A 25,127-nucleotide genomic window follows, 5' to 3' on the forward strand; every position below is an offset into this window, starting at 1 on the left:
ATCTGTGCAATCACCAGCACGGGCGGCGCTTCCGCCCGGCCGGATACATTCACGCCATCGACTGGATGGTTTCAAGCTCCGACTGAGAGTCGTGTCGATAATTGTTCGACCGGTTCGACCGGCCGAACAATTCGAGGAGAGCCGGCCGGAGGCGGCCGTGTCAGCCGCCGGAGTTCTCCGCCGCCAATACCTTGCGGGCCTGCAGCAGGCTGGCCCGTTCGGTCTTGCTCAGCGTCGGGAAGCTCAGCTCCAGCCCCTTCATGGCCTCGACGATGGCGGCGACGATGACCAGGCGGGCGAACCACTTGTTGTCGGACGGCACCACGAACCAGGGCGCGTGCGGGGCGCTGGTGGCGCGGATCATGTCCTCGTAGGCCTGCATGTACTCCTTCCAGTGAGCCCGCTCGGCGAGGTCGGCGCCGGAGAACTTCCAGTTCTTCTCGGCCTCGTCGAGGCGCTCCAGGAATCGCTGCTTCTGCTCCTTCTTCGAGACGTGCAGGAAGAATTTCAGGATCAGCGTGCCGTTGCGGGCGAGATAGTTCTCGTGATTGGCGATGTCCTCGTAGCGCTCCTCGAAGATGTTGCTCGTCACCAGGCTCGGCGGCAGCTTCTGGCGTGCCAGCACCTCCTTGTGGACGCGGGCGACCAGCACCTCCTCGTAATAGGAGCGGTTGAAGATGCCGATGCGGCCCCGCTCGGGCAGCCGGCAGGCGCAGCGCCACAGGAAATCGTGGTCGAGCTCGAGCGTCGAGGGCTGTTTGAACGAATGGACCTCGCAGCCCTGCGGGTTGACGCCCGACATCACGTGCTTGATGGCGCCGTCCTTGCCGGCGGCGTCCATGGCCTGGAAGATCAGCAGCACCGACCAGCGGTCCTGGGCGTAGAGCATCTCCTGCATCTCGGAGAGCTTGGTCACGCCGGCCGCGATGTGCAGCTTGGCGTCCTCCTTCTCGATGTCGAGGCCGTGGGTGTCGTCCGGCGCAATGCTCGACAGCTTGAACTTGCGGCCCTTGGTGATGCGGTAGGGAGCGATCAGCTCGGCGGCCTTCATGGGCATTGGCCATGGTCTCCGGAGGGAAGCCTTCGGCGTCCGCGTCGCACAGGGGCGATCGGGCGCGCGACCGGCCGGGCGGCCAGCCGCTATGGCTCTAGTGGAGCCACGGGTCGGCCGCAAATCACGATGCGTCGGCACGGTGAACGGCGTCGCCGGGGCCGCCACCGGCGGCGGTGGGCGCCGGGCCGGACAGCGGCTTCGGACCGGCAGGGGGGACGGCGCGAAAACGCCGGCGCGGGGCGCCGGCGGAACGGGACGGATCGGGTCGTCGAGACCGGCCGTCAGCTCTGAAAATCGACCACCAGGGCGCTGCTGAGGCGCGACGACTTGCCGTTCGCGTCGTAGCCGGAGGAGGAACTCGTCGACTGCTGCACGGCGTCGAGGAATTCGGCGAGCAGCTTTGCCACGGCCGAGTCCGTGGAGGACGACGAGTCCGACGAGGACGAGTCCGACGACGGTGTGTTGTCGGTTGAGGAACTCGCGCCGGGGCCGGCGCCGCCGCCGCCGGGGGGAGGACCGCCGGGCGGCGGGCCACCCGCTCCGCCGGCACCGCCCGGGCCGCCGGCGCCGTTCTTGAATGCGCTGTCGAAGATGTTCGACAACTCGTCGGCCTGGTCCGAGGTGAGCGCACCGCTCTTCACCTGCTGGTTGATGAGGTCGGTGATCTTGGCCTTCATCTCGTCGGGCGAGGGTGGGGCGGAGCCTGCGCTGCGGCTGCTCTCGCCGGTGCTCTTCAGCGCGGAGTCGATGCTGTCGAGGGCGGAGCTCAGCGCCGACTGGTCGCTGGCGCTCACGGTGCCGCTCGAGATCTCCGACAAAAGCTCGTTCTGCAGCCGATCGCGAGGTGACGAGAACGCCTGGCTCTGCAGGCCGGCGGCGGAAATCGAGGTCATCGCGTAGTCCCCCGTAGAAACAAAAGTCGAGCCGGTGTATCCGTGCGGCGTTCACGCTCGGCTCACGCGTTTAACGAAGTCTTGCTGTGATCCACGTTGTTGTTTCTCGGTGTTTCCTGAGTGCTTATGGAAACAATCAGAAACAAAAAATACCGCCAGATCCCGGCCGTTTCTCCGTTGCGGCCGGTCGGAAGGACCCGACATGACCGAATCTCCGCACATTCTGGTTGTCGAGGACGACCAGGAGATCAGCCGCCTCGTGGCCCGCTATCTCCGTGCCAATGACTGCCGCGTGTCGCTCGCCGGCAATGGGCGCGAGATGGACCGCGTGATGGACGCGAGCCGGATCGACCTCGTGGTGCTGGACCTGATGCTGCCCGGCGAGGACGGGCTCAGCCTGTGCCGCCGGCTGCGGGCCGGCTCCTCGGTGCCGGTGATCATCCTGAGCGCCCGCGGCGAGGAGGTCGACCGCATTGTCGGGCTCGAGATGGGGGCCGACGACTATCTGGGCAAACCGTTCAACCCGCGCGAGCTTTTGGCACGGGTGAAGGCCGTGCTCCGGCGCAGCGACAGCGGGCTGCGGAGCCCGGCCGGGCGGCGGCCGCGGGTGATGACCTTCCTGGGCTGGCGGCTCGATTGCGGGCTCGCCAAGCTGACCAATCCGGAGGGCGGAGCGGTCGCCGTCACGGGCGGCGAGTTCGACCTCCTGCAGGCGCTGTGCGAGCATCCGGGCCGGGTGTTGTCGCGCGACCAGCTCCTCGACCTCACCCAGGGGCGCAGCGCCGGCGCCTTCGAGCGCAGCATCGACGTGCTGATCAGCCGGCTCCGCCGCAAGATCGAGGCCGACCCGCATCACCCCGAGATCATCCGCACGGTCCGCTCGGGCGGATACGTGTTCACGCCCGAGGTCTCGGCTTCATGACGCTCCGGCCGGGCGCGTTGCTGCCGCAGCGGATCAGCAGCCAGATCGCGGCCCTGGTGGTGGCGTCGCTCCTCGCCATCCATGTGGTGCTGACGATCGGCTTTCTGCTGCGCCAGGACGACGGACGGGAGCGCGACGACGGACCGTCTCTCGTCGCCCTGGTCCGCCTGGCCGAGACGCGCGACCCGGCCCGCCGGGCCGACCTGATCGCCGAGGCGGCCCGCGCCTTTCCACGCATGCAGATGCGGCTGGCGCCGGCGGGCGCCGAACCGGCCGGCGACGCCGACGACCCGCGGCTGGAGGGGCTACGCCGCCATTTGCCGCCGGGCACGACGGCGGCGCTGGTGGCGCCGGGTGGCCCGGAGCGACCCGAGCGGGTCGCGGTGCGGCTGAGCGACGGGGCGGTGCTGTCGGCCAGCGTCATGCCGCCGCCGGGGCGGCCCATCGACCCGGTGATCGTGTCGATCCTGGTGCTGGCCATTCTGATCACCGTCCTCGGGTGGTGGGCGGCCCGCGCCCTGACACGGCCGCTGCGCGCCTTCGTCAGCGCTGCCGAGGCGTTCCGGCCGGACGGAGAGATCATGCTGCTGCCCGAGCGCGGGCCGGAGGAAATTCGAAGCGCTGCTCGTGCGCTCAACCATATGCGGGCACGCGTTAAAGCGATGCTGGAGGAGCGATCGCGCATGTTCGCGGCCGTCGGCCACGATCTGCGCACCCCGATCACCCGGTTGCGACTGCGCAGCGAGTTCATCGAGGACGAAGGGTTGCGCGCGCAGGCGCTGGCCGATCTCGACCAGATGCGCGCCATGGTCGAGTCGCTTCTGATGTTCATGCGAGACGGGCGGTCGGCCCGGGCTCCCGTGATGGTCGACCTCACGGCGAGCCTGACCACCGTGTGCGACCAGTTCGCCGATCTGGGGCACGATGTCTCCTATGCGGGCCCCGATCATGTCGCGGTGCGGGGGCATCCGGACGAGCTGCACCGGGCCGTCACCAACCTGGTCGACAATGCCGTTCGGTACGGTGGTTGCGCGCGGGTGCGCCTCGCCGCGACGGTGGCCGGCGTCGTGATCGACATCGAGGATGATGGCCCGGGCATTCCCGAGCGCGACAGGACCGCCATGCTGCGGCCCTTCGTCCGCGGCGAGACGGCCCGCAGCATGGACGGGACGACCGGCTTCGGGCTCGGCCTGTCGATCGCCCAGGTGGTGGTGACGGCACATGGCGGCACGCTGGCGCTGCTGGACGGTGTCCCGCGGGGGCTCCTGGTCCGGATCGTCCTGCCGTCGGTCGCGACGCCTGTCCCGGTCACCCCAAAAATTTGAGCGGACTCGTAAACTCCACCAAAACGGGTGATGGGCTAGGACTAGTACACGGTTGATCTGGCGCTTTTTCCGCGGTCATGCGCGGCGCCGTCGGGCCCGGCCTCCGCGCTCCTGCTCCCTGCGGAGGCCGGGCGCCCGACCGACGCTTTTGCCAGCGAGTCGGCCGGCGCGGCCGGCCCTTTCGATCATCAGGCTTCGCTGTATGGCGAGGTGTCCCTATTTATCCACACTTATAGAGTGAGTGCAGTATTTATAGAGTGAGTGCCGCCGAGCGCGCGATTCCTCAGACCGCGCTACCGCCGGACGCAGAGATCCCGCACCGCTCCCCCGCCTTGCCGACACCGCATCGCGAGAGGGGACTTGGCAAAACGGTCCCGAGCCGTTAAATACCCCCCACGGGCGTGCCGGCCCTTTGTCGGCGCGCCCTTGCGTGTTCTCGGAAAATCTGGCGGTTCAGGACTCTGTTCCTTTTGGGCATCCGACGGGATCGATCTGAAGGGACGGGGGACGGATCTGCCAACTCCGCGGCGCGTGCAGCCGTTCCGGTCGAACGGCTGGTCCTGTCCGAGACTGCAGGTGCTTCTGCTCGAGCAAGACGTGCGACGGCAAAGGCTTAATTCGGTGCTCCAAGGGCCTGCACAGACGGGGAAGAGCGATTCGGGGGAGACCCCGTACGGTTCCGACTCGGGTTTGTCCCGGCGGCGCGTCGGCGCGCTTTCGGGGGACAGGGCATGAAGCATCGTTCTGGTCCGGCGCCGAAACGCGCAGGAGCGGGACGATTCGACGCAACCGGCGGTTCCTTCCGGGAGCCGCCAACCAGAGAGAGCAAAACGTGGATCGAGCGGCAAAGAAAGAGCTCGTCACGACGTTGAACGAGGTCTTCAAGGCCTCCAACGTGGTGGTCGTGGCTCACTATGCCGGCCTCACCGTGGCCCAGATGCAGAACCTGCGGAAGCAGGCCAAGCAGGCGGGTGCGTCGGTGAAGGTCGCCAAGAACCGGCTCGCCAAGATCGCTCTTGATGGCACCGACGCGGCGGTCGTCGCGCCCCTGCTCAAGGGGCCGACCGTGCTCACCTATTCGGGTGATCCGATCGCCGCGCCGAAGGTCGTCTCCGACTTCGCCAAGGCTAACGACAAGCTCGTGATCCTCGGCGGGGCGATGGGGAAGACCGCCCTGAACCCGGACGGTGTGAAGGCGCTCGCCTCGCTGCCGTCCCTCGACGAGTTGCGCGCCAAGATCGTCGGCCTCATCCAGGCCCCGGCGACCAAGATGGCTCAGCTCGTCAATGCCCCGGCGGGCAAGCTCGCTCGGGTGGTTCAGGCCTATGCCAACAAGGACGCGGCGTAAGGCTCGCACCAAACCCGACCTAGTCGAAATCGAGAAGGACTGACTTTAATGGCTGATCTGCAGAAGATCGTTAGCGACCTGTCGAGCCTCACGGTGCTCGAGGCGGCCGAGCTCGCCAAGCTGCTCGAGGAGAAGTGGGGCGTGTCCGCCGCCGCCGCCGTCGCGGTGGCCGGCCCGGCCGCTGCCGCCGCTGCGCCGGTCGAGGAGAAGACCGAGTTCAACGTCATCCTGGCCGCCGTCGGCGACAAGAAGATCGAGGTCATCAAGGAGGTGCGCGCGCTCACCGGGCTCGGCCTCAAGGAGGCCAAGGATCTGGTCGAGGCCGCCCCGAAGGCCGTCAAGGAAGGCGTCAACAAGGACGAGGCCGAGAAGATCAAGGCGACCCTCGAGAAGGTGGGCGCCAAGGTCGAACTCAAGTAAACGTGAGCTTTGTCAAGCGATTCCGTTCCTATATTGCGGAATCGGGGCCGTCCCGCAGGGCGGTGACGATGAGTGCGCGGTCCGGGCAAGCCCGGATCGCCTGACTCGGACGGCGGGCGCGCGGCATCGGCCCATGAGGTCGCGTCGCGAAAGCCCTGCCGAGATGCCGCTTCCGGGACGCGCTCGAACGAGCTGCCGGAAGCCCCCCGTCGCCATTTCGGCCGGCGGAGGAAGCGAGAGGCCACGATGGCAGAGACGTTCACCGGTCGCAAACGGGTCCGCAAGTTCTTCGGTAAAATCCAGGAAGTCGCAGAGATGCCGAACCTCATCGAGGTTCAGAAGGCGTCGTACGACCAGTTTCTGCTGATCCAGGAGCCGAAAGGCGGGCGGCCCGACGAGGGGCTGCAGGCCGTCTTCAAGTCGGTGTTCCCGATCTCGGACTTCTCCAACACGGCCCAGCTCGAGTTCGTGCGCTACGAGTTCGAGCCTCCGAAATACGACGTCGACGAGTGCCGCCAGCGCGGCATGACGTATGCGGCGCCCCTCAAGGTGACGCTGCGCCTGATCGTGTTCGACGTCGACGAGGAGACGGGCGCCAAGTCGGTCAAGGACATCAAGGAGCAGGATGTCTACATGGGCGACATCCCGCTCATGACCAACAACGGCACCTTCATCGTCAACGGCACCGAGCGCGTCATCGTCTCGCAGATGCATCGCTCGCCGGGCGTGTTCTTCGATCACGACAAGGGCAAGACCCACTCGTCGGGCAAGCTCCTGTTCGCCGCCCGCATCATCCCGTATCGCGGCTCCTGGCTCGACATCGAGTTCGACGCCAAGGACATCGTCTATGCGCGCATCGACCGGCGCCGCAAGATTCCGGTGACGTCGCTGCTCTATGCCCTCGGCCTCGACGGCGAGGAGATCCTCAACACGTTCTACCGCCAGGTCATCTACAAGCGCGCCAAGGACGGCTGGCGCGTGCCCTTCGACGCCAACCGGCTGAAGGGCTACAAGGCCATCAACGATCTGGTCGACGCCGACACCGGCAAGGTGGTCGTCGAGGCCGGCAAGAAGATCACGGTCCGGCAGGCCCGCCAGCTCCAGGAGAAGGGGCTGAAGGCGCTGCGCATGACCGACGAGGAGCTGATCGGCTCCTACATCGCCGAGGATCTCGTCAACGCCAACACGGGCGAGATCTATGTCGAGGCGGGCGAGGAGATCACCGACAAGACCCTGAAGCTCCTGGCCGAGGTCGGCTACAAGGAGGTTCCGGTCCTCGACATCGACCACGTCAATATCGGCGCCTATATCCGCAACACGCTGGCGGTCGACAAGAACATGCGGCGCGAGGACGCCCTGTTCGACATCTACCGGGTGATGCGGCCGGGCGAGCCGCCGACCATCGACACCGCGCAGGCGATGTTCAACTCGCTGTTCTTCGACAGCGAGCGCTACGACCTGTCCGCGGTCGGCCGCGTCAAGATGAACATGCGCCTCGACCTGCAATGCCCCGACACCATCCGGGTGCTGCGCAAGGACGACATCCTCGGCGTCATCAAGACGCTGGTGGATCTGCGCGACGGCAAGGGCCAGATCGACGACATCGACCATCTGGGCAACCGCCGGGTGCGCTCGGTCGGCGAGCTGATGGAGAACCAGTATCGCATCGGCCTGCTGCGCATGGAGCGCGCCATCAAGGAGCGGATGAGCTCGGTCGACATCGGCACCGTGATGCCGCAGGACCTGATCAACGCCAAGCCGGCGGCGGCGGCCGTGCGCGAGTTCTTCGGCTCGTCGCAGCTCTCGCAGTTCATGGACCAGACCAACCCGCTCTCCGAGATCACCCACAAGCGCCGCCTCTCGGCGCTCGGCCCGGGCGGTCTGACGCGCGAGCGGGCGGGCTTCGAGGTGCGCGACGTGCACCCGACCCATTACGGCCGCATCTGCCCGATCGAGACGCCGGAAGGCCCGAACATCGGCCTGATCAATTCGCTCGCCACCTTTGCGCGGGTGAACAAGTACGGCTTCGTCGAGACGCCGTATCGACGCGTCAAGGACGGGCGGGTCTCCGACGAGGTGATCTATCTCTCGGCCATGGAGGAAGGGCGCTACTACGTCGCCCAGGCCAACCAGCCGATCGACGCCAAGGGCCAGTTCACCGAGGATCTGATCGTCTGCCGGCATTCCGGCGACGTGCTGATGATGCCGCCCGACCGCGTCGACTACATGGACGTGTCGCCGAAGCAGCTCGTCTCGGTCGCCGCGGCGCTGATCCCGTTCCTCGAGAACGACGACGCCAACCGCGCCCTGATGGGCTCGAACATGCAGCGGCAGGCGGTGCCGCTGGTGCGCTCCGAGGCGCCGTTCGTCGGCACCGGCATGGAGGGCGTGGTCGCGCGTGACTCGGGCGCCGCCATCGCGGCACGCCGGACCGGCATGATCGACCAGGTGGACGCCACCCGTATCGTCGTGCGGGCGACCGAGGATCTCGACCCCACCAAGTCGGGCGTCGACATCTATCGGCTGCAGAAGTTCCAGCGCTCCAACCAGAACACCTGCATCAACCAGCGTCCGCTGGTGAAGGTGGGCGACTCGGTGGCCAAGGGCGACATCATCGCCGACGGTCCCTCGACCGATCTCGGCGAACTGGCGCTCGGCCGCAACGTCCTCGTCGCGTTCATGCCGTGGAACGGCTACAACTTCGAGGACTCGATCCTGCTCTCCGAGCGGATCGTCAAGGACGACGTCTTCACCTCGATCCACATCGAGGAATTCGAGGTGATGGCCCGCGACACCAAGCTGGGCCCCGAGGAAATCACCCGCGACATCCCGAACGTCTCCGAAGAGGCCCTGAAAAACCTCGACGAAGCCGGCATCGTCTATATCGGCGCCGAGGTTCACGCGGGCGACATCCTGGTCGGCAAGATCACGCCGAAGGGCGAAAGCCCGATGACGCCGGAGGAGAAGCTCCTGCGCGCCATCTTCGGCGAGAAGGCCTCGGACGTCCGCGACACGTCGCTGCGGGTTCCGCCCGGCGTGCAGGGCACCGTCGTCGAGGTGCGGGTGTTCAACCGGCACGGCGTCGAGAAGGACGAGCGCGCCCTCGCCATCGAACGCGAGGAGATCGAGCGTCTCGCCAAGGACCGCGACGACGAGCAGGCGATCCTCGACCGCAACGTCTACGGCCGCCTCGCCGAGCTGCTCGACGGGAAGGCCGCGATCGCCGGCCCGAAGGGCTTCAAGAAGGACAGCAAGATCACCCGCGCGGCGCTGGACGAGTATCCGCGGTCGCAGTGGTGGCTGTTCGCTGCCGCCAACGACAAGCTGATGACCGAGATCGAGGCGATCCGGAAGCAGTACGAGGAGAGCAAGAAGGGCCTGGAGCAGCGCTTCCTCGACAAGGTCGAGAAGCTGCAGCGTGGCGACGAGCTGCCGCCCGGCGTGATGAAGATGGTCAAGGTCTTCGTCGCGGTGAAGCGCAAGATCCAGCCCGGCGACAAGATGGCCGGCCGCCACGGCAACAAGGGCGTGGTGTCGAAGATCGTCCCCTGCGAGGACATGCCGTTCCTGGAGGACGGCCAGCAGGTCGACATCGTCCTCAATCCGCTCGGCGTGCCGAGCCGGATGAATGTCGGGCAGATCCTCGAGACCCATCTCGGCTGGGCCTGCGCCGGCCTCGGCAAGCGCATCGGCCTGGCGATCGACGCCTACTATGCCCGCAGCGACCTGAAGCCTCTCAAGGAGATGCTCAACAAGGTCTACGGCGAGGACAACAAGACCATCCAGTCGCTGGGCGAAGGCGAGCTCGTCGAGCTCGGCACCAACCTGCGCAAGGGCGTGCCGATCGCCACCCCGGTGTTCGACGGCGCCAAGGAGCTGGACATCGAGAACATGCTGGATCTCGCCGGGCTCGACCATTCGGGGCAGGTGGTCCTGCACGACGGGCGCACCGGCGACCAGTTCGACCGCAAGGTGACGGTGGGCTACATCTACATGCTCAAGCTGCACCATCTGGTCGACGACAAGATCCACGCCCGCTCGATCGGCCCGTACTCGCTCGTCACCCAGCAGCCGCTGGGCGGCAAGGCGCAGTTCGGCGGCCAGCGCTTCGGCGAAATGGAGGTGTGGGCGCTCGAGGCCTACGGGGCCGCGTACACGCTGCAGGAGATGCTCACCGTCAAGTCCGACGACGTCGCCGGCCGTACCAAGGCCTACGAGTCGATCGTGCGCGGCGACGACAACTTCGAGGCGGGCATCCCCGAGTCCTTCAACGTGCTGGTGAAGGAGATGCGCTCGCTCGGCCTCAACGTCGACCTGTACAACTCCAAGAACGCGCGCGGCCCGGGCGACACGGCGGAGGCGGCGGAGTAACCCGCAGGACGGGCCGGGTGTCTCCCGGCCCTTCCGATGCCGCGGCCGAAGGGCCGCGGCCGGGACGCGCCCCGCGACGTTCTCCGGGATGCGCCTTTCCGCGACGGCTCACGGTGCGGCCCGTCGCGGGCGAATTCAAGGACCGATACGGCTGCGGAACGGTCGACGGTCGAACCCACCGAGCGTGGAGATGACGATGAATCAAGAGGTCATGAATCTTTTCGGGCCGCAGGTGCCGGCCCAGGTGTTCGATCAGATCCGCATCTCGATCGCGAGCCCGGAAAAGATTCTGTCGTGGTCCTATGGCGAGATCAAGAAGCCGGAGACCATCAACTACCGGACCTTCAAGCCGGAGCGCGACGGTCTGTTCTGCGCCCGCATCTTCGGTCCGATCAAGGACTACGAGTGCTTGTGCGGCAAGTACAAGCGCATGAAGTACAAGGGCATCATCTGCGAGAAGTGCGGCGTCGAGGTGACGCTGTCGCGGGTGCGTCGCGAGCGGATGGGCCATATCGAGCTCGCCGCTCCGGTGGCGCACATCTGGTTCCTGAAGTCGCTGCCGAGCCGCATCGGCCTGCTGCTCGACATGACTCTGAAGGACCTCGAGCGGATCCTGTACTTCGAGTACTACACGGTGCTCGAGCCCGGCCTGACGCCGCTGCAGAACCGCCAGCTCCTGTCGGAAGAGGATTATCTGCGGGCGCAGGACGAGTACGGCGCGGACAGCTTCACGGCCATGATCGGCGCCGAGGCGATCCGCGAGATGCTCAAGGCGATCGACCTGGAGAAGCTCGCGGTGGATCTGCGCAAGGAGATCGCCGAGTCGACCTCCGAGCTCAAGCCGAAGAAGCTCGCCAAGCGGCTGAAGCTGATCGAGGCGTTCGTCCAATCGGGCAACAAGCCCGAGTGGATGATCCTGACCGTCGTGCCGGTGATCCCGCCCGATCTGCGGCCGCTGGTGCCGCTCGACGGCGGCCGCTTCGCGACCTCGGATCTCAACGACCTCTATCGCCGCGTCATCAACCGCAACAACCGCCTCAAGCGGCTGATCGAGCTGCGCGCGCCCGACATCATCATCCGCAACGAGAAGCGGATGCTGCAGGAGGCCGTAGACGCGCTGTTCGACAACGGCCGGCGCGGCCGCGTCATCACGGGAGCCAACAAGCGCCCGCTGAAGTCGCTCGCCGACATGCTGAAGGGCAAGCAGGGCCGGTTCCGCCAGAACCTGCTCGGCAAGCGCGTCGACTATTCGGGCCGCTCCGTGATCGTCGTCGGTCCGGAGCTCAAGCTGCACCAGTGCGGCTTGCCGAAGAAGATGGCGCTCGAGCTGTTCAAGCCGTTCATCTATTCGCGGCTCGACGCCAAGGGCCTGTCGACCACGGTGAAGCAGGCCAAGAAGCTCGTCGAGAAGGAGAAGCCGGAGGTCTGGGACATCCTGGACGAGGTGATCCGCGAGCATCCGGTGCTGCTCAACCGCGCCCCGACGCTGCATCGCCTGGGCATCCAGGCGTTCGAGCCGGTGCTGATCGAAGGCAAGGCGATCCAGCTCCATCCGCTGGTCTGCGCGGCCTTCAACGCCGACTTCGACGGCGACCAGATGGCCGTCCACGTGCCGCTCTCGCTCGAGTCCCAGCTCGAGGCGCGCGTGCTGATGATGTCGACCAACAACATTCTGCACCCGGCCAACGGCTCGCCCATCATCGTGCCGTCGCAAGACATCGTGCTCGGCCTCTACTACCTGTCGCTCATTCGCGAGAACGAGCCGGGGCAGGGCAAGGTGTTCGGCAACCTGGCCGAGATCGAGCACGCGCTCGGCGAGCGCGTCGTCACGCTGCACTCGAAGATCAAGTACCGCTGGGACGGGATCGACGAGACCGGCGAGGACAGCCGCCGGATCTGCGACACCACGCCGGGCCGGGTGATCCTCGGCCAGGTGCTGCCGCGCCACAAGAAGATCTCCTTCGAAGTCGTCAACAAGCTGATGACCAAGCGCGAGATCTCCAACATGATCGACACGGTCTACCGCCACTGCGGCCAGAAGGAGACCGTGATCTTCTGCGATCGCATCATGGCGCTCGGCTTCCACCACGCCTTCAAGGCCGGCATCTCGTTCGGCAAGGACGACATGGTCGTGCCGAGCTCGAAGTGGAAGATCGTCGAGCAGACGCGCACGCTCGCCAAGGAGTTCGAGCAGCAGTTCCTCGAAGGCCTGATCACCCAGGGCGAGAAGTACAACAAGGTGGTCGACGCCTGGTCGAAGTGCACCGAGCAGATCGCCGACGAGATGATGCGCGAGATCTCGGCGGTGCGTAAGTTGGACGACGGGTCCGGCCGCGAGGTGCCGATCAACTCGATCTACATGATGGCTCATTCCGGAGCCCGCGGCTCGCCGGCTCAGATGCGCCAGCTCGCCGGCATGCGCGGCCTGATGGCCAAGCCGTCGGGCGAGATCATCGAGAGCCCGATCATCTCGAACTTCAAGGAAGGGCTGTCCGTGCTCGAGTACTTCAACTCGACCCACGGCGCCCGCAAGGGCCTCGCCGACACGGCGCTGAAGACGGCCAACTCCGGGTACCTGACGCGGCGTCTGGTCGACGTGGCGCAGGACTGCATCATCACGACCGACGACTGCGGCACCACGGGCGGTATCAAGGTCCGGGCCATCATCGACTCCGGCACGGTGGTTGCGTCGCTGGGAAGCCGCATCCTCGGCCGCACCGTGGCCGAGGACGTGCGCGACCCGACCGGCACCACCGTCATCGTGCCGCGCAACACGCTGCTCGACGAGCGTGACGTCGATGCGATCGTCACGGCGGGCGTGCAGGAGCTGAAGATCCGCTCGGTGCTGACCTGCGAGACCACCTCGGGCGTGTGCGGGGCCTGCTACGGGCGCGATCTCGCCCGCGGCACCCCGGTCAACATGGGCGAGGCGGTCGGCGTCATCGCGGCGCAGTCGATCGGCGAGCCGGGTACGCAGCTCACCATGCGGACCTTCCACATCGGCGGCGCGGCGCAGATCTCGGAGCAGTCCTTCATCGAGTCGAACTTCGAAGGCATGATCCGGATCAAGAACCGCAACATGATGCGCAACTCCGACGGCGAGCTGATCGCCATGGTGCGCAACATGGCCGTGATCGTGGCCGACCAGGACGGCACCGAGCGCGCCGTCCACCGCATCCAGTTCGGCTCGCGAATGAAGGTCGACGAGGGCGACAAGGTCAAGCGCGGCCAGCGCATCGCCGAGTGGGATCCCTACACGCGGCCGATCCTGACCGAGGCCGAGGGCACGATCGCCTTCGAGGACCTGGTCGAAGGCCAGTCGATGTCGGAGACGCTCGACGAATCGACCGGCATCGCCAAGCGCGTCGTCATCGACTGGCGCGCGCAGGGCGGCGCCGGCCGCGGTGCCGATCTGCGTCCGTCGATCGTCATCAAGGGCGACGACGGCAAGATCCTCAAGCTGGCCCGCGGCGGCGACGCCCGCTACCAGCTCGCGGTGGACTGCATCCTCTCGGTCGATCCCGGCAACAAGGTGAAGGCGGGCGACGCCATCGCCCGCATGCCGACCGAGAGCGCCAAGACGCGCGACATCACCGGCGGTCTGCCGCGGGTGGCGGAGCTGTTCGAGGCGCGGCGGCCGAAGGAGGCGGCGGTGATCGCCGAGATCTCCGGCACGGTGCATTTCGGGCGCGACTACAAGAACAAGCGCCGGCTCACCATCGAGCCGAACGAGAAGGACGTGGAGCCGCGCGAGTACCTGATCCCGAAGGGCAAGCACGTCCATCTGCAGGACGGCGACCTGATCGAGAAGGGCGACTACATCGTCGAGGGCAATCCCGCCCCGCACGACATCCTCGCCGTCAAGGGCGTCGAGGAGCTGGCCGCCTATCTGGTCAACGAGATCCAGGAGGTCTACCGGCTGCAGGGCGTGCAGATCAACGACAAGCACATCGAGGTGATCGTTCGCCAGATGCTGCAGAAGGTCGAGGTGGACGATTCGGGCGAGACCGACCTGATCCAGGGCGAGCAGATCGACTGGGTCGAGTTCGACGAGGTCAATGCCCGCGCCGTCGAGGAGGGCAAGAAGGAGGCGAAGGCGCATCCGGTTCTGCTCGGCATCACCAAGGCCTCGCTGCAGACCCGCTCCTTCATCTCGGCGGCGTCGTTCCAGGAGACCACCCGCGTGCTCACCGAGGCGGCCGTGGCCGGCAAGGCGGACACGCTGGACGGCCTCAAGGAGAACGTCATCGTCGGCCGCCTGATTCCGGCCGGGACGGGCGCCCAGATGAACGTGCTGCGCGCGATCGCCGGCAAGCGCGACGCCCTCATCCTCGAGGAGCGCGAGAGAGAGCAGGCCGAGAAGCCGCCGGAGCTGCCGGCGGCGCTGCCGGCGGCCGAGTAGGCCACCTGGGCACCGGCCTGAAAGAGCAAAGGGGCCGCCCGGCGATCCGGGCGGCCCTTTCCTTGCTGGGCGCGCCCAGGCCCTCCACGGGCCGCGGAGGAGGGGGCTGGGCCGAGTGATGCCTGCGGCACCTGATACCGACGCCTGATCCTGGCTCTCTCCGTTACGCTGCGGTGGCCGCGCGCAGCGCCGCCCTCGACGGGCGACGGCATCGATCTCGCGCTTGCCCGAGTTCGACACGATCGAGTGCCCAAGGCGTCGAGGTCGACTTGGGGGGCCGTTCATCCTTCGAGGCGCGCGCCCGGACGGCGCGAAGCACCGCCGCGCTCCTTGCACCTCGAAGGATGACGGGTCAAAGTCAACCGCCATTGGAATGATTGCGGAAACGGCAATGCCGAGCCGCCTCATCGGCCACGGGCCACGGGCCACGGGCCACGGGCCGGGGGGCTCGCGGCGATGCTGCGTCGCGTCCTACCCGGAATCCCGACGGTCTGTTTCGGCGACGAGATCGGCACCGCCGAGGGCGCCATCCCGCCGGACCGGGTGCCCGAATCGTTCGAGGAACGTGCCGGGAATCGGTGTCGGCCGGGACGGCTGCCGGACCCCGATGCACTGCGATTCGGGCGCCTGGGCCAGCTTCTCGACGACCGAGCCCGGACCGCCGCTCACCGCCGATTCCGTGCGGGAGAACGTCGCGACTCAGCGGGGTGAGCCGGGGGCGCTCTCCAGGTTTTATCGCCGCCTGATCGCCCCCGATCGCGGGGCCGAGCCGGTCGCCTTGTCGGCCCGGGGCAACGTGTTGAACGGCTATTTGCAGGTGTTCTCGCTGCGTGACCGGGACGGGGAGGAGGTCGCAGACCAGATCCGTACGCGCAGCATGCGCAGCCACGAGGGGGCGTGATCGGACGAGGCGGCGCGGCGCACGACGGCTCAAATGCCGGCGAGGCATGAAAAACCGCGGGTCCCCGAGACCTTTGAGGCTTGACTTCCCTCGGCCCGGCCGTTAAAACCCGCCCACTTTTCGGCAGGCGGTGAGCTTCGCTGATCGGAACGGCTTGTCCTACTCTTTCGACTGTTCGGGGCCTGTGAGCACCGAATCGCCGACAGGACGCTTCAGCCTCGACGATTGATGCTCAAACGCTGCCTCTGACACACGACTGTCAGGTATGTGCACACGAACGCGGGGTGGCAACACCGCGCGTTCCTCTGTCGACGGAAGCGCCATCCTCGCAAGGGACGGCGCGGCGGTGCGTTTTCGCGCGTCAGCGCGATTTCGCGACGAGTTCGGCGCGACGCGGGATAACCCGCAGAGCGGGGCGACCCGCAGGGAGACTGAAGGCGAGCGATGCCGACGATCAATCAGCTGATCCGAAATCCGCGCGTCCCGCAGCGGGCACGCAAGAAGGTCCCGGCCCTGCAGCAGAGCCCGCAGAAGCGGGGCGTGTGCACGCGCGTCTACACGACGACGCCCAAGAAGCCGAACTCGGCGCTCCGCAAGGTCGCCAAGGTCCGTCTGACCAACGGCTTCGAGGTGATCGGTTACATCCCGGGCGAGGGCCACAATCTGCAGGAGCACTCGGTCGTGATGATCCGCGGCGGCCGCGTGAAGGACCTGCCGGGCGTCCGCTATCACATCCTGCGTGGCGTGCTCGACACCCAGGGCGTCAAGAACCGCAAGCAGCGCCGGTCGAAGTACGGCGCCAAGCGTCCGAAGTAAGAGCGGAGTAAGCGACATGTCCCGCCGTCACCGCGCCGAAAAACGCGAAATCCTCCCGGACCCGAAGTTCGGGAACGTGGTGGTCACCAAGTTCATGAACTCGATCATGTATGCCGGCAAGAAGTCGTCGGCGGAGGCGATCGTATACGGCGCCTTCGACATCATCGAGGGCAAGACCAAGACCAACCCGCTGTCGGTCTTTCAGCAAGCGCTCGACAACGTGATGCCGGCCATCGAGGTTCGCTCGCGCCGCGTCGGCGGCGCCACCTACCAGGTACCCGTCGAGGTCCGCACCGATCGCCGTCAGGCGCTCGGCATTCGCTGGCTGATCTCGGCGGCGCGTGATCGCAACGAGAAGACCATGACGGAGCGGCTCTCGTCCGAGCTGCTCGACGCCTCCAACAACCGCGGCAACGCGGTTAAGAAACGCGAAGACACGCACCGCATGGCGGAAGCGAACCGCGCTTTCTCGCATTACCGCTGGTAATGCGGACGAGCGCCGCAGAAAGACACTGAAGGATACCCCCATGCCCCGCGCCCATCCGATCGAGGACTACCGCAACTTCGGCATCATGGCGCACATCGATGCCGGCAAGACCACGACGACGGAGCGGATCCTCTATTACACCGGCAAGAGCCACAAGATCGGTGAGGTCCATGAGGGCGCGGCCACCATGGACTGGATGGAGCAGGAGCAGGAGCGCGGCATCACCATCACGTCGGCCGCGACGACCGCCTTCTGGCGGGGCAAGCGCCTGAACATCATCGACACGCCCGGCCACGTCGATTTCACCATCGAGGTCGAGCGCAGCCTTCGCGTGCTCGACGGCGCCGTATGCGTGCTGGACTCCAACCAGGGCGTCGAGCCGCAGACCGAGACGGTGTGGCGCCAGGGCGACAAGTACCGGGTTCCGCGCATCGTCTTCTGCAACAAGATGGACAAGGTCGGGGCCGACTTCTTCAAGTGCCTCGACGACATCAAGGTCCGGCTCGGCGCGCGTCCGATCGCGCTCCAGCTCCCGATCGGTTCGGAGCACCAGTACAAGGGCCTGATCGACCTCATCCGCATGGTCGGCGTGGTGTGGGACGACGAGAACCTCGGCGCCGATTACAAGGACATCGAGATTCCGGCCGACATGCTCGATCAGGCCAAGGAATATCGCGAGCTGATGATCGAGGCCGCGGTCGAGCTCGACGACGACGTGATGGCGGCCTATCTCGACGGGCAGGAGCCCGACGACGCGACGCTCCGCCGGCTGATCCGCAAGGCGGTGGTGAAAGGCACGTTCTATCCGGTCCTGTGCGGCTCGGCCTTCAAGAACAAGGGCGTCCAGCCGCTGCTCGACGCCGTGGTCGACTTCCTGCCGTCGCCCGTCGAGGTGCCTGCCATCAAGGGGATCGACCCCAAGGGCAACGAGGTGGCGCGGCCGCCCGACGACACCCAGCCGCTCGCCGCGCTCGCCTTCAAGATCATGGACGACCCCTTCGTCGGCACCATCACGTTCTGCCGCATCTATTCGGGCATCATGCAGAGCGGCACCGGCGTGGTGAACTCGACCCGCGAGCGCAAGGAGCGCATCGGCCGCATGCTGCTGATGCACGCCAACAACCGCGAGGACATCAAGGAGGCCTATGCGGGCGACATCGTCGCGCTGGCCGGCCTGAAAGAGGCGCGCACCGGCGACACGCTGTGCGACCCGCAGCACCAGGTCATCCTCGAGAAGATGGAGTTCCCCGATCCGGTCATCGAGATCGCGATCGAGCCGAAGTCGAAGGCCGACCAGGAGAAGCTCGGCGTCGCGCTGCACAAGCTCGCGGCCGAGGACCCGTCCTTCCGCGTGTCGACCGATCCGGAGTCCGGCCAGACCATCCTCAAGGGGATGGGCGAGCTGCATCTCGACATCAAGGTCGACATTCTCAAGCGCACCTACAAGGTGGAGGCCAATATCGGCGCCCCGCAGGTGGCTTATCGCGAGAAGCTGACCAAGTCGGTCACCATCGACTACGTGCACAAGAAGCAGACCGGCGGTTCCGGCCAGTTCGCCGGCGTCAAGATCCTGGTGGAGCCGACCGAGGCCGGCACCGGCTTCGAGTTCGAGAACAAGGTGATCGGCGGCAACGTGCCGAAGGAGTACATTCCGGGCGTCGAGAAGGGCCTCAACTCGGTCCTCGGCTCGGGCGTGCTCGCCGGCTTCCCGGTGGTCGACCTCAAGGTATCGCTCGTCGACGGCAAGTACCACGACGTGGACTCGTCGGCGCTGGCGTTCGAGATCGCGTCGCGTGCCGCGCTGCGCGAAGCCCTGCAGAAGGGCGGGTCGGTGCTGCTCGAGCCGATCATGAAGGTCGAGGTGGTGACGCCCGAGGAATACACGGGCTCCGTCATCGGGGATCTCAATTCCCGCCGCGGCCAGATCCAGGGCCAGGACATGCGGGGCAACGCCAACGTCGTGAACGCGATGGTGCCGCTCGCCAACATGTTCGGGTACGTCAACACTCTGCGGTCGATGTCGCAGGGACGTGCCACCTTCACCATGCAGTTCGATCACTACGAGCAAGTCCCGAACAACGTGGCACAGGAGGTTCAGGCCAAGTACGCGTGACCACGCAGGCCTGACCGCCACGACCGCAACGCTTAGACGCCTAAAGGCAACGGAGAGTCCCGATGGCCAAAGAGAAGTTCGAACGTAACAAGCCGCACTGCAACATCGGCACGATTGGGCACGTGGATCACGGCAAGACGACGCTGACGGCCGCGATCACGAAGGTCCTCGCCGAGTCCGGCGGCGCGACGTTCACGGCCTATGACCAGATCGACAAGGCTCCGGAGGAGAAGGCTCGCGGAATCACCATCTCGACGGCGCATGTCGAGTATCAGACCGCGAAGCGCCACTACGCGCATGTCGACTGCCCCGGGCACGCCGACTACGTGAAGAACATGATCACGGGTGCGGCGCAGATGGACGGCGCGATCCTGGTGGTGAGCGCGGCCGACGGCCCGATGCCGCAGACCCGCGAGCACATCCTGCTCGCCCGCCAGGTCGGCGTGCCGGCGCTGGTCGTCTACATGAACAAGGTCGACATGGTCGACGATCCCGAGCTGCTCGAGCTGGTCGAGCTCGAGGTTCGCGAGCTTCTGTCCAAGTACAACTTCCCGGGCGACAAGATTCCGATCGTCAAGGGCTCGGCCCTGATGGCGCTCGAGGGCAAGGACGAGAAGCTCGGCAAGCAGTCGATCCTCGAGCTGATGGCGGCGGTCGACGACTACATCCCGCAGCCGGATCGTCCGAAGGACCAGCCCTTCCTGATGCCGGTCGAGGACGTGTTCTCGATCTCGGGACGCGGCACCGTGGTGACCGGCCGTATCGAGCGCGGCATCGTCAAGGTCGGCGAGGAAGTCGAGATCGTCGGGATCAAGGCGACCGTCAAGACGACGGTCACCGGCGTCGAGATGTTCCGCAAGCTGCTCGACCAGGGCGAGGCGGGCGACAATGTCGGCTGCCTGCTGCGCGGCACCAAGCGCGAGGACGTGGAGCGCGGCCAGGTGCTGTGCAAGCCCGGCTCCGTGAAGCCGCACACCAAGTTCAAGGCCGAGGCCTACATCCTCACCAAAGAAGAGGGCGGCCGCCACACCCCGTTCTTCACCAACTACCGTCCGCAGTTCTATTTCCGGACGACCGACGTGACTGGTGTCGTACACCTGCCGGAAGGCGTCGAGATGGTGATGCCGGGCGACAACATCGCCATGGAAGTGCACCTCATCGTGCCGATCGCCATGGAAGAGAAGCTGCGTTTCGCCATCCGCGAGGGCGGCCGCACGGTCGGCGCCGGCGTGGTCGCGAGCATCATCGAGTAAAAGCGAATGGCGAGTAGGGGGTGGCGAATGGAGACGGCTCCGTTCGCCATTCACTGCTCTCTCTTCCCTACTCACCATTCGCTATTCGCTATTCGCCATTAGCGACGGCGATCGAGGCAGAAGACATGAACGGCCAGAACATCAGAATTCGCCTCAAGGCGTTCGATCACCGTATTCTCGACGCCTCGACGCGCGAGATCGTGGCGACGGCGAAGCGGACCGGTGCGCAGGTGCGCGGTCCGATTCCGCTGCCGACCAAGATCGAGAAGTTCACCGTCAATCGCTCGCCGCACGTCGACAAGAAGAGCCGCGAGCAGTTCGAGATGCGCACCCACAAGCGGTTGCTCGACATCGTCGATCCGACTCCGCAGACCGTCGATGCCTTGATGAAGCTCGACCTCGCCGCCGGCGTGGACGTCGAGATCAAGCTCTAAGGCGCCACACGGCAGAGCGCAGGAAAGGACGACAACGATGCGTTCCGGTGTGATCGCACAAAAGGTGGGAATGACCCGCGTCTACACGGACGCGGGCGAGCACGTGCCTGTCACGGTGCTCAGGCTCGCGAACTGTCAGGTCGTGGCCCACCGCACCAAGGAAAAGAACGGCTACGTCGCGATGCAGCTCGGCTCGGGGGTCCGCAAGCCCAAGAACGTGTCGAAGGCGGAGCGCGGGCATTTCGCGGTGGCCAAGGTGGAGCCGAAGCGGGAGGTGGTCGAGTTCCGCGTGAACGACGACGGCCTCATCCCGGTCGGCGCCGAGATCACGGCGGACCACTTCGTGGTCGGCCAGTTCGTCGACGTCACCGGCACCTCGATCGGCAAGGGCTTTGCCGGCGGCATGAAGCGGTGGAACTTCGGCGGCCTGCGCGCCACGCACGGCGTGTCGGTCTCGCACCGGTCGATTGGTTCGACCGGTGGTCGCCAGGACCCGGGAAAGACCTTCAAGAACAAGAAAATGCCCGGTCATTTGGGCGTCGAGCGGGTGACCACCCTGAACCTCAAGGTGGTCCAGACCGACGTGATGCGCGGGCTGATCCTGGTCGAGGGAGCGGTCCCCGGCGCCAAGGGCGGCTGGATCACGGTGAGGGACGCCGTGAAGAAGTCGCTGCCCAAGGAGGTGCCGCATCCGGGCAAGTTCCGGCTCCCGGCGACCGTCGGCGCCGCGGCGACCGAGGCTGCGGCCGCGCCGGGCGAGGGAGCGTAAGATGGAACTGAAGGTCACCACCCTCGACGGCGAGACGACGGGGTCGATCGAGCTCTCGGCCGATATTTTCGGCCTGGAGCCGCGCGCCGACCTCATCCAACGCTGCATCGTCTGGCAGCTCTCGCGGCGCCAGCGGGGCACTCACGCGGTCAAGAACCGCGCGGAGATCTGGCGCACCGGCAAGAAGATGTTCAAGCAGAAGGGCACCGGCAGTGCCCGCCACGGCTCGGCGCGTGCGCCGCAGTTTCGTGGCGGCGGCCGCGCCTTCGGTCCGCAGGTCCGCAGCCATGCGATCGAGCTGCCCAAAAAGGTGAGGGCGCTGGCGCTGCGTCACGCCCTCTCGGCCAAGGCCAAGGACGGCGGCATCGTCGTGCTCGACAGGGCCGCGCTCGACGACGGCAAGACCAAGACCCTGAAGGCCCGCTTCGCCAAGCTCGGCTTCGAGAACGCGCTGATCATCGACGGCGCCGAGCTCGAATCGAAGTTCACGCTGGCGGCACGCAACATCCCGAACATCGACGTCCTGCCCGTGCAGGGCATCAACGTCTACGACATCCTGCGTCGCAGAAAGCTCGTGCTGACCCGCGCCGCGGTCGATGCGCTGGAGGCGCGCTTCAAATGACCACCAGGGATCCGCGCCACTACGACGTCATCGTCAGCCCGATCATCACCGAGAAGGCGACGGTCGCGTCCGAGAACAACCAGGTGCTCTTCAAGGTCCGCAAGACCGCCACCAAGCCGCAGATCAAAGAGGCGGTGGAGAAGCTGTTCGACGTCAAGGTGAAGGCCGTGAACACGCTGATCCGCAAGGGTAAGCTGCGGCGCTTCCGGGGCGTCAAGGGAGAGCTCTCCGACGTCAAGAAAGCGATCGTGACCCTCGAGGAGGGGCACCGGATCGACGTGACGACCGGGCTCTAAGGGGATCACGATGGCACTCAAAACCTTCAAGCCGACGACTCCGGGCCAGCGCCAGCTCGTCCTTGTCGACCGTTCGGCTCTCTGGCAGGGCAAGCCCGTCAAGGCGCTGACCGAGGGCAAGAGCTCGAGCGGCGGCCGCAACAATCTCGGCCGCACCACTGTGCGTTTCCGCGGCGGCGGCCACAAGCGGGCGCTGCGGCTCGTCGACTTCAGGCGCGTCAAGCACGACCAGCCGGCGCAGGTGGAGCGGATCGAGTACGATCCCAATCGCTCGGCCTTCATCGCGCTGATCAAGTACCAGGACGGCGAGCTCGCCTACATCCTGGCGCCTCAGCGCCTCGGTCCCGGCGACACCGTCGTCTCCGGCGAGCGGGTCGACGTGAAGCCCGGCAACGCGATGCCGCTCGCCTCGATGCCGATCGGCACGATCGTGCACAATGTCGAGCTCAAGATCGGCAAGGGTGGGCAGATCGCACGATCGGCCGGCACCTACGCGCAGATCGTCGGCCGCGATCGCGACTACGTCATCCTGCGCATGAATTCCGGCGAGCAGCGCCTGGTCCATGGCCGCTGCATGGGGACGGTCGGGGCGGTGTCGAACCCCGACCACATGAACACCTCGATCGGCAAGGCGGGGCGTTCCCGCTGGCTCGGTCTGCGCCCGCACAATCGTGGCGTGACGATGAACCCGGTCGATCATCCGCACGGCGGCGGCGAAGGCCGCACCTCGGGCGGTCGGCATCCGGTGACTCCGTGGGGCTTCCCGACCAAGGGCAAGAAGACCCGCAAGAACAAGAGCACCACGAAGTTCATTGTTTCGAGCCGCCACGCGCGGAAGAAGAAGTAAGGAAGCACGAGATGGCGCGCTCCGTTTGGAAAGGCCCGTTCGTCGACGGCTATCTGCTGAAGAAGGCGGAAACCGCCCGCTCGTCCGGCCGACACGACGTGATCAAGATCTGGTCCCGGCGCTCGACGATTTTGCCGCAGTTCGTCGGGCTCACCTTCGGGGTCCACAACGGACACAAGCACGTCCCGGTGATGGTGACGGAGGAAATGGTCGGGCACAAGTTCGGCGAGTTCTCGCCGACCCGGACGTTCCACGGCCACTCCGGCGACAAGAAGGCCAAGCGGGCGTGAGGCGAGGGAACGAGAGATGAGCAAGTCAAAACGTCCGCGCAGCCTCGCCGACAACGAGGCCAAGGCGGTCGCCCGGATGCTCCGGGTCTCGCCGCAGAAGCTCAATCTGGTCGCGCAGCTCATTCGCGGCAAGAAGGTGCAGGCTGCGCTCGCGGACCTCGAGTTCTCGCGCAAGCGGATCGCGCGCGACGTCCGCAAGTGCCTGCAGTCGGCGATCGCCAATGCCGAGAACAACCACGAACTCGACATCGACGATCTGGTCGTATCGCAGGCCCATGTCGGCAAGGCGCTGGTGATCAAGCGCTTCGTGCCGCGCGGTCGCGGACGCTCGGGCAAGATCATGAAACCGTTCTCGCACCTGACGATCGTCGTTCGTCAGGTCGAAGCCAGCGCGTCTTAAGGAGAGGCCCCATGGGTCAGAAGGTCAATCCGATCGGGCTGCGCCTCGGGATCAACCGCACCTGGGATTCGCGCTGGTACGCCGGAAAGAACGAGTACGGCAAGCTGATGCACGAGGACATGGCGATCCGCGCCGAGCTGCTCAAGCAGCTCAAGCAGGCGGCGGTGTCGCGCATCGTCATCGAGCGGCCGCACAAGAAGTGCCGCGTCACCATCCACTCGGCGCGGCCGGGCGTGGTGATCGGCAAGAAGGGCGCCGACATCGAGAAGCTCCGCCGCAAGGTGGCCGCTCTCACCAATTCGGATGTCGTTCTCAACATCGTCGAGATCCGCAAGCCCGAGCTCGACGCTCAGCTCGTGGCCGAATCGATCGCCCAGCAGCTCGAGCGTCGCGTCGCCTTCCGGCGCGCGATGAAGCGGGCGGTGCAGTCGGCCATGCGGCTCGGCGCCGAGGGCATCCGTATCAACTGCTCCGGCCGGCTCGGCGGCGCCGAGATCGCCCGCATGGAGTGGTACCGCGAGGGCCGGGTTCCGCTGCACACGCTGCGCGCCGACGTCGACTACGGGGTTGCGACCGCGTTCACGACCTACGGCACCTGCGGCGTCAAGGTGTGGATCTTCAAGGGCGAGATTCTCGAGCACGATCCGATGGCGCAGGACAAGCGCCAGGCCGAGAGCGACGCGGGCGGCCGTCCGCGCCGCGACGCGGCCTGAGCCGCCCGGCGCGAGAGGACAGGAAAGGCGACGATCCATGCTGCAACCGATGCGCACCAAGTTCCGCAAGGCGCACAAGGGCCGGATTCACGGCATCGCGACCAGCGGGACGACTCTGGCCTTCGGCCAGTTCGGCCTGAAGGCGATGGCGCCGGAGCGGATCACGGCCCGCCAGATCGAGGCGGCACGGCGGGCGATGACGCGTCACATGAAGCGCGCCGGCCGCGTGTGGATCCGCATCTACCCGGACGTGCCGATCTCCAAGAAGCCCCTCGAAGTCCGCATGGGCTCCGGCAAGGGCGCACCGGAGTATTGGGTCGCCCGGGTGAAGCCCGGCAAGATCCTGTTCGAGGTGGACGGCGTCACCAGCCAGGTGGCCCGTGAGGCACTGACGCTCGCGGCCGCCAAGCTGCCGATCAAGACGCGCTTCATCGAGCGCATCGCGGAGTGA

Annotated in this window: 22 protein-coding genes; 20 read left to right on the forward strand and 2 right to left on the reverse strand. The window is 66.4% G+C overall.

The features are described 5' to 3' along the window. Nucleotides 1–160 precede the first annotated feature (160 nt). Complete coding sequence (locus tag HXX10_RS06530; RefSeq protein ID WP_296520868.1) at nucleotides 161–1,057, reverse strand: polyphosphate kinase 2 family protein; 897 nt, start codon at nucleotides 1,055–1,057, stop codon at nucleotides 161–163. 278 nt (nucleotides 1,058–1,335) lie between these two features. After that, complete coding sequence (locus HXX10_RS06535) at nucleotides 1,336–1,947, reverse strand: hypothetical protein (RefSeq protein WP_296520870.1); 612 nt, start codon at nucleotides 1,945–1,947, stop codon at nucleotides 1,336–1,338. 202 nt (nucleotides 1,948–2,149) lie between these two features. Here HXX10_RS06535 and HXX10_RS06540 point away from each other — a divergent pair, with 202 nt between their 5' ends. The 20 genes from HXX10_RS06540 to rplP all read left to right on the forward strand — a co-directional run bounded on the left by HXX10_RS06540 (nucleotide 2,150) and on the right by rplP (nucleotide 25,127). Then, entirely contained in the window at nucleotides 2,150–2,869 is a 720-nt protein-coding gene (locus HXX10_RS06540) for a response regulator (protein WP_296520872.1), read from the forward strand. Beyond that, nucleotides 2,866–4,194, forward strand: a complete 1,329-nt coding sequence (locus tag HXX10_RS06545; RefSeq protein ID WP_296520874.1) for an ATP-binding protein — start codon at nucleotides 2,866–2,868, stop codon at nucleotides 4,192–4,194. The genes HXX10_RS06540 and HXX10_RS06545 overlap by 4 nt, the downstream gene beginning before the upstream one ends. 832 nt (nucleotides 4,195–5,026) lie before the next feature. Beyond that, complete coding sequence (gene rplJ / locus HXX10_RS06550) at nucleotides 5,027–5,542, forward strand: 50S ribosomal protein L10 (protein ID WP_296520876.1); 516 nt, start codon at nucleotides 5,027–5,029, stop codon at nucleotides 5,540–5,542. 48 nt (nucleotides 5,543–5,590) lie between these two features. After that, on the forward strand, nucleotides 5,591–5,962 hold the full coding sequence (gene rplL, locus HXX10_RS06555) for a 50S ribosomal protein L7/L12 (protein WP_296520879.1): 372 nt from the start codon (nucleotides 5,591–5,593) through the stop codon (nucleotides 5,960–5,962). A 246-nt stretch (nucleotides 5,963–6,208) separates the two neighbouring features. After that, nucleotides 6,209–10,333, forward strand: coding sequence for a DNA-directed RNA polymerase subunit beta (gene rpoB, locus HXX10_RS06560; protein WP_296520881.1), 4,125 nt, complete (start codon nucleotides 6,209–6,211; stop codon nucleotides 10,331–10,333). A 196-nt stretch (nucleotides 10,334–10,529) separates the two neighbouring features. Next, nucleotides 10,530–14,735, forward strand: a complete 4,206-nt coding sequence (gene rpoC, locus HXX10_RS06565) for a DNA-directed RNA polymerase subunit beta' (RefSeq protein WP_296520883.1) — start codon at nucleotides 10,530–10,532, stop codon at nucleotides 14,733–14,735. A gap of 607 nt (nucleotides 14,736–15,342) precedes the next feature. Then, the gene (locus tag HXX10_RS06570; RefSeq protein WP_296520885.1) at nucleotides 15,343–15,636 is read left to right on the forward strand and encodes a hypothetical protein; all 294 of its coding nucleotides are present in this window, start codon (nucleotides 15,343–15,345) and stop codon (nucleotides 15,634–15,636) included. 444 nt (nucleotides 15,637–16,080) lie between these two features. Further along, nucleotides 16,081–16,452, forward strand: coding sequence for a 30S ribosomal protein S12 (gene rpsL, locus HXX10_RS06575; RefSeq protein ID WP_008385443.1), 372 nt, complete (start codon nucleotides 16,081–16,083; stop codon nucleotides 16,450–16,452). Nucleotides 16,453–16,468: 16 nt separating this feature from the next. After that, nucleotides 16,469–16,939 (forward strand): 30S ribosomal protein S7, encoded by a 471-nt coding sequence (rpsG, locus tag HXX10_RS06580; protein WP_296520894.1) that lies wholly within the window; start codon nucleotides 16,469–16,471, stop codon nucleotides 16,937–16,939. A 40-nt stretch (nucleotides 16,940–16,979) separates the two neighbouring features. After that, entirely contained in the window at nucleotides 16,980–19,052 is a 2,073-nt protein-coding gene (gene fusA / locus HXX10_RS06585; protein WP_296520896.1) for an elongation factor G, read from the forward strand. 62 nt (nucleotides 19,053–19,114) lie between these two features. Further along, a complete protein-coding gene (gene tuf / locus HXX10_RS06590) occupies nucleotides 19,115–20,305 on the forward strand; it encodes an elongation factor Tu (protein ID WP_296520898.1) in 1,191 nt (396 codons plus the stop codon). A gap of 125 nt (nucleotides 20,306–20,430) precedes the next feature. Next, nucleotides 20,431–20,739, forward strand: coding sequence for a 30S ribosomal protein S10 (rpsJ, locus tag HXX10_RS06595; protein WP_008385434.1), 309 nt, complete (start codon nucleotides 20,431–20,433; stop codon nucleotides 20,737–20,739). A 37-nt stretch (nucleotides 20,740–20,776) separates the two neighbouring features. After that, nucleotides 20,777–21,508: a 50S ribosomal protein L3 gene (gene rplC / locus HXX10_RS06600; RefSeq protein WP_296520901.1), complete on the forward strand. Its 732-nt coding sequence runs from the start codon at nucleotides 20,777–20,779 to the stop codon at nucleotides 21,506–21,508. 1 nt (nucleotide 21,509) lies between these two features. After that, a complete protein-coding gene (rplD, locus tag HXX10_RS06605; protein ID WP_296520903.1) occupies nucleotides 21,510–22,130 on the forward strand; it encodes a 50S ribosomal protein L4 in 621 nt (206 codons plus the stop codon). After that, nucleotides 22,127–22,426: a 50S ribosomal protein L23 gene (locus HXX10_RS06610; RefSeq protein WP_296520904.1), complete on the forward strand. Its 300-nt coding sequence runs from the start codon at nucleotides 22,127–22,129 to the stop codon at nucleotides 22,424–22,426. Before rplD ends, HXX10_RS06610 begins: the two co-directional genes overlap by 4 nt. A 10-nt stretch (nucleotides 22,427–22,436) precedes the next feature. After that, nucleotides 22,437–23,273, forward strand: coding sequence for a 50S ribosomal protein L2 (gene rplB, locus HXX10_RS06615; protein WP_296520906.1), 837 nt, complete (start codon nucleotides 22,437–22,439; stop codon nucleotides 23,271–23,273). An 11-nt stretch (nucleotides 23,274–23,284) separates the two neighbouring features. Next, on the forward strand, nucleotides 23,285–23,563 hold the full coding sequence (rpsS, locus tag HXX10_RS06620) for a 30S ribosomal protein S19 (protein ID WP_296520908.1): 279 nt from the start codon (nucleotides 23,285–23,287) through the stop codon (nucleotides 23,561–23,563). Nucleotides 23,564–23,579: 16 nt separating this feature from the next. Continuing rightward, entirely contained in the window at nucleotides 23,580–23,963 is a 384-nt protein-coding gene (rplV, locus tag HXX10_RS06625; RefSeq protein ID WP_296520909.1) for a 50S ribosomal protein L22, read from the forward strand. Between the two features lie 11 nt (nucleotides 23,964–23,974). Further along, the gene (gene rpsC, locus HXX10_RS06630) at nucleotides 23,975–24,676 is read left to right on the forward strand and encodes a 30S ribosomal protein S3 (RefSeq protein ID WP_296520910.1); all 702 of its coding nucleotides are present in this window, start codon (nucleotides 23,975–23,977) and stop codon (nucleotides 24,674–24,676) included. Between the two features lie 37 nt (nucleotides 24,677–24,713). Then, nucleotides 24,714–25,127 (forward strand): 50S ribosomal protein L16, encoded by a 414-nt coding sequence (rplP, locus tag HXX10_RS06635; RefSeq protein WP_296520911.1) that lies wholly within the window; start codon nucleotides 24,714–24,716, stop codon nucleotides 25,125–25,127.

Source organism: Rhodoplanes sp. (assembly GCF_013377085.1).
Lineage (GTDB): Bacteria > Pseudomonadota > Alphaproteobacteria > Rhizobiales > Xanthobacteraceae > Rhodoplanes.